The organism is Candidatus Baltobacteraceae bacterium, from assembly GCA_036559195.1.
GTDB lineage: Bacteria > Vulcanimicrobiota > Vulcanimicrobiia > Vulcanimicrobiales > Vulcanimicrobiaceae > JALYTZ01.
In genome coordinates, this window is the sequence record DATBTN010000072.1 from 1 (window position 1) to 4,409 (window position 4,409).

The 4,409-nt window shown below is 62.6% G+C and carries 4 protein-coding genes; all 4 read right to left on the reverse strand.

The window, feature by feature from the left end:
• The coding region (locus VIG32_11630; protein ID HEY8298659.1) for an ABC transporter substrate-binding protein at nt 1–990 on the reverse strand (990 nt) is incomplete at its 3' end.
• Nucleotides 987–1,802 carry an ABC transporter permease gene (locus VIG32_11635; protein ID HEY8298660.1) on the reverse strand — a complete coding sequence of 272 codons (816 nt, stop codon included), beginning with the start codon at nt 1,800–1,802 and terminating at the stop codon, nt 987–989. The genes VIG32_11635 and VIG32_11630, both read right to left, overlap by 4 nt.
• A 111-nt stretch (nt 1,803–1,913) precedes the next feature.
• Nucleotides 1,914–2,867 carry an ABC transporter permease gene (locus VIG32_11640; protein HEY8298661.1) on the reverse strand — a complete coding sequence of 318 codons (954 nt, stop codon included), beginning with the start codon at nt 2,865–2,867 and terminating at the stop codon, nt 1,914–1,916.
• A gap of 4 nt (nt 2,868–2,871) precedes the next feature.
• Nucleotides 2,872–4,359 (reverse strand): hypothetical protein, encoded by a 1,488-nt coding sequence (locus VIG32_11645; protein HEY8298662.1) that lies wholly within the window; start codon nt 4,357–4,359, stop codon nt 2,872–2,874.
• Nucleotides 4,360–4,409 lie beyond the last annotated feature (50 nt).

Below are 4,409 nucleotides of genomic sequence, written 5' to 3' on the forward strand. Positions count from 1 at the left end.
GTTCAACTGATCCGCTTCGCCACTCATGATGCCCTTGATGATGAACGGCCGATTGATCGCGTAGAGCATGGCTTGGCGTACGGCGCGCTCGCGTAAGAAGGGTGCGGTCGCGGCGTGGAAATTCGGCAACAGCACGAAGGCGACGTTCCACGGCCAGGTGACCGCCCGGTGATCGCCGCGCAATCGCGTATGCACGCGCCAGAGATTCGGCGGAATATCGGTGACGTCGACTTCGCCCGCATCGACAGCGGCGTAGAGCGAGTCTTGCTGCGGATACACGCGAAACGCGATCTCCGAGAGAAACGGCTTCGGCCCCCAATAGCCCGGATTCGGTTCGATCACGAGATACGAATCGGGAACCACGCGTTTGAGGCGAAACGGCCCGCTCGGAAGCGGGTGATGGGCCAATTGCTGATTGCTATTGATGAACGCCGCTTCTTGCACCGAGTCCGCGGGGTAGCGTCCGAAAACGTGCTTCGGCAAAACGTACGCTTCGCTCAGCGCGTTCTCGAGAAACGGCGGTGACGGCTTGGTCAAGCGAAACTCAACGGTGTAGCGATCGAGTTTGCGCACGGAGCCTGCATCCATGAGGGTGAAGTCGCCGGAATAGCCCGCGAGCACGTGGGTGTTGGCGGCGAGTTTGAGCGAAAAGACGACGTCGTCGGCCGCGATCGGGACGCCGTCGGCCCAGCGGCCGGTCTTGCGCAGATGCAGGACGTAGCGTCGCCCGCCGTCGGTGATCGCAATCTTCGATGCGAAGCTGGTGGACCAATTGGGCAGCATGTTCGCGCCGAGATCGATGACTGTGGTGTAGATCAGGTCCTGGATCATCCGTGCCGCCGAACTTACGGTGGTAAACGGATTGAAACTTTCGGGCGCGCTGATCCAGGCGCAGATCACGATGTTAGGGTTGCGCGTTTCGGCACTGCGCGCGCCGCAGCCGGCAAGGATCGCGAGCGCGCAACAGGCGGCGATTAAGCGGCGAATCATAGACCGGCCACCGAGGATTCCTGACGCTCGCGTAACCAATCGCCGATAAAATTCAGCGCGGTCACCGTGCCGAGAATCGCGAGGCCGGGCGGAAGAATCAGCCAGTAGGCGCCCGCAAAGATGTCGCTCTGCGCGCTCGAGAGCAGATTGCCCCACGACGGCATCGGCGCGCGCACGCCGATACCCAGGTACGAGAGCGCGGTTTCGGCGAGCATGGCGCTGGCGATCATAAACGTGGTCGTCGTTACGATCGTGCCGAACGCATTGGGCACGAGATGGCGAAAGATGATGCGCGCATCGCTCGCTCCGACCGAACGTGCCGCTTCGATGTACAGGCGTTCCTTTAGGGTGAGGATCTCGCCGCGCACCAGACGCGCCGGTCCCAGCCACGAGGTCGCGCCGATAACGAGCATGAGCGTGATGAGGTTCCCATGAAACATCGCCGCGAGGACGATCAGCAGAAAGAGCGTCGGCACGGCGAGAAACACGTCGACGATGCGCATGAGCACCGTATCGAGCCAGCCGCCGTAAAATCCGGCAAGCGCGCCATAGACCGTGCCGATGAGCATTGCGACGATCGCCGCCACCGCTCCGACGGCGAGCGTGATGCGCCCGCCAACGAGAAGCCGCGCGAGTTCGTCGCGCCCGATCCCGTCGGTTCCCAGCCAATGCAGGCTGCCGGGCGCCGCATACGCGCGCGCGACATCGGTCACCGTCGCGTTCAAATGCAGCAACACCGGCCCAAATACGCAGCCCAAAACCGCAAACGCGACCCAACCCGCGCTAACCCCCGCCACCCAAGTAGCCCGCACCCCCCGCCGCCTCGGCTCGCCACTGTCATCCTGAGCCTGTCGAAGGACCGTGCTCGACAAGCTCACCACAACAAGTCCCCCCCATGGTTCGACAAGCTCACCATGACAAGCTTAGTCATATCGCACCCGCGGATCCACGACTCCGTACATCACGTCGGCAAGCAAGTTTCCCAGAATCACGAGAAGCGCGGTGATCACGGTCATTCCGAGCAGCGTCGCGTAATCGCGATCGACCGCCGATTGCCAGAACAACTGGCCCATTCCGGGATAAGCAAAGATCTGTTCGGTGATCACCGCGCCGCCGAAGAGCGCGGGAACCGTGCCGCCGAGCAGCGTGATAAACGGAATTAGCGCGTTGCGCAGCACGTGTCGAAACAGCACGACGCGCCCCGGCAGACCTTTCGCCACGGCCGTACGCGCGTAGTCCTCACGCAATTGCTCGATCATGCTGCCGCGAATGTAGCGGCTCCAGCCCGCAACCGACACGATCGCGAGCGTTGCGGCCGGCATGATCAAATGCGCGATGCGCGACGGCCAGTCGAACGCGGTGGTATCGATCGTCTGCAATCCGCCGACCGGAAACCAGCGCAAACCCACGGCGAAGAGCGCGATCAGGATCGTGCCGAACCAAAACGTCGGCATCGACCACGCGATAAAAACGAAGACGCTCGCCGTTCGATCGAAACCGCTGCGATGGCGCGATGCTTGGTACACGCCGAGCGGAATCGCCAGCAGAATCGAGACCAGCAGTGCGGTGCCCATGAGGATCAGCGTCTGCGGCAGACGTTGCGCGATCAATTCGAGCACGGGCGTTTGCTTGATGTACGAGAAGCCTAGATCGCCGTGCACGAGATTTCCGAGCCAGACCGCGTACTGCTCGGGCCACGGGCGATCGAGCCCGAGTTCGTGCGTAACCTGTGCGATCTGCGCGGGCGTCGCCTTCTCGCCCGCGATTGCAAACGCCGGACCGCCCGGTGCGATGTGAATGAGCACGAAGGTGAGAATCGTGACGCCGAGCAGGGTGGGAATGGCGAGCAGCAACCGCCGGATAATGAAATTGGTCAAGGGCTTACCAGCGATAATCCGCGAGGGCGTCCCACTGGTATGGTTGCGTTCCGTCCCAATCGAAAAAACATTCGCCGATCGCGCCGACTTGCTTGGCAACGTCGAGGCTCGCGGTAATCTCGCCGGCCGGCGGATAACCGTTGCGGCCCTCGGCCGTCGTCTGTCCGCCGAAACTCACGGGTACTTTGCGCCCGGCCTCGCGCAGCAATTTATCGTACGAAGCTTTAAGTAGCACGCGCACCATTTTGGGATCGGTCGGTTTGCGCCGCATCATCCGCCAGTACGACATCGGCTGCAGCACGCTGCTGTAGCGCGCTACCAGGGCAAACGGGTACTTCGTGTTGTCGAGATGTTCGAGGTACGCGTCTTCAACCGTCGCGACGAGCAGGTACTTCGGCCCCATCGCCTCACGCAGATACTGCATGTATTGCCACAACGCGCTGCGCCCCTGCGGCGCGCCGCCCATGAATTCGTCGCCGCGTTCGACATCGACTGCGAGCCCCGTGAATCGCGTACCCTTTGCGGTGCGGTAGTAGGCGGTTCGCGTACTTGCCTGCAGATCTTCGAAGGTGGTATCGCGCGGGACGGTCCAGCCGATCGTGCCGATCCCGTGCGCGGCGAGACCGTCGACGATCGCATCGATGGTCGGCTTGGCTTCAGGCGTGATTTCCCAATAAGCGCCGTAGGCGGTGCGAAGCTCCACGTAGTGCAGCCCGGCCTTCACCGCTTGGTCCACGATCGCTTTCGGATCGAGTTTCTTGTAGTAGATCGGGTCGAGCGGGTTGCTCGTAAAGTAGAGCCACATCGCTTTGCCGCCGGCGTTCGCCACTTGCGTCGCCGGCGGTGCCGCGGGCGTCTGCAGGGCGCGAAGTTTTACGGCCGGCGCGTCGGCGCGATAGACGATATACCGATAGTGATGATTCGCCAGTACGTGCGTATCGCGGTACGTCGAACTCGGACCCGCGATAACCGCGATCGTTTTACGCGCGCCGTTGCCGTCGATTCGAACGATGCGCGCGAGCCGGCGCTCCTGCGGGAACCAGCCGATCTGCACGGCGTGCGGGCCAAGTGCTTGCGCGACCACGCGCGATCCCGTCCATCCGCGGGTATCGGTACGAACCGTCACGCTTCCGAGTTTCGGAACGTTCGCGCGAACGGTTGCCGAGAGCGGGCCGCCTTGCGTTGTCTTCACGATCGCCGCCGGTTGCCCGTAGCGCAAACGTGTCTGCCATTGCACGTAGCCGTGGTTTGCAAAATAATCGAGGTCGGTGTTCGCCATCGAACGCGTCACGCGGCCCTGCGCGTCGAAAAACTTCGTGACGACGAGGAAGCGTGCGTTCCCATCGGGATCGAACCCAAGCGGCCGCGCCGTCAGCGTAAATCGCGTAGCCGGTTGGCCGAAGTACACGGGGCCCGGAGAAGCGGTTGGAGCGGGCGCGGGTGTCGCTTGCGCGAGAAACGCAGCAAGCGCGATTAAGAGCATCGACTTCATGAGCTACCCTTCGAGAAAGAAGGGGGCGATGCTTGCGCACCGCCCCCTTT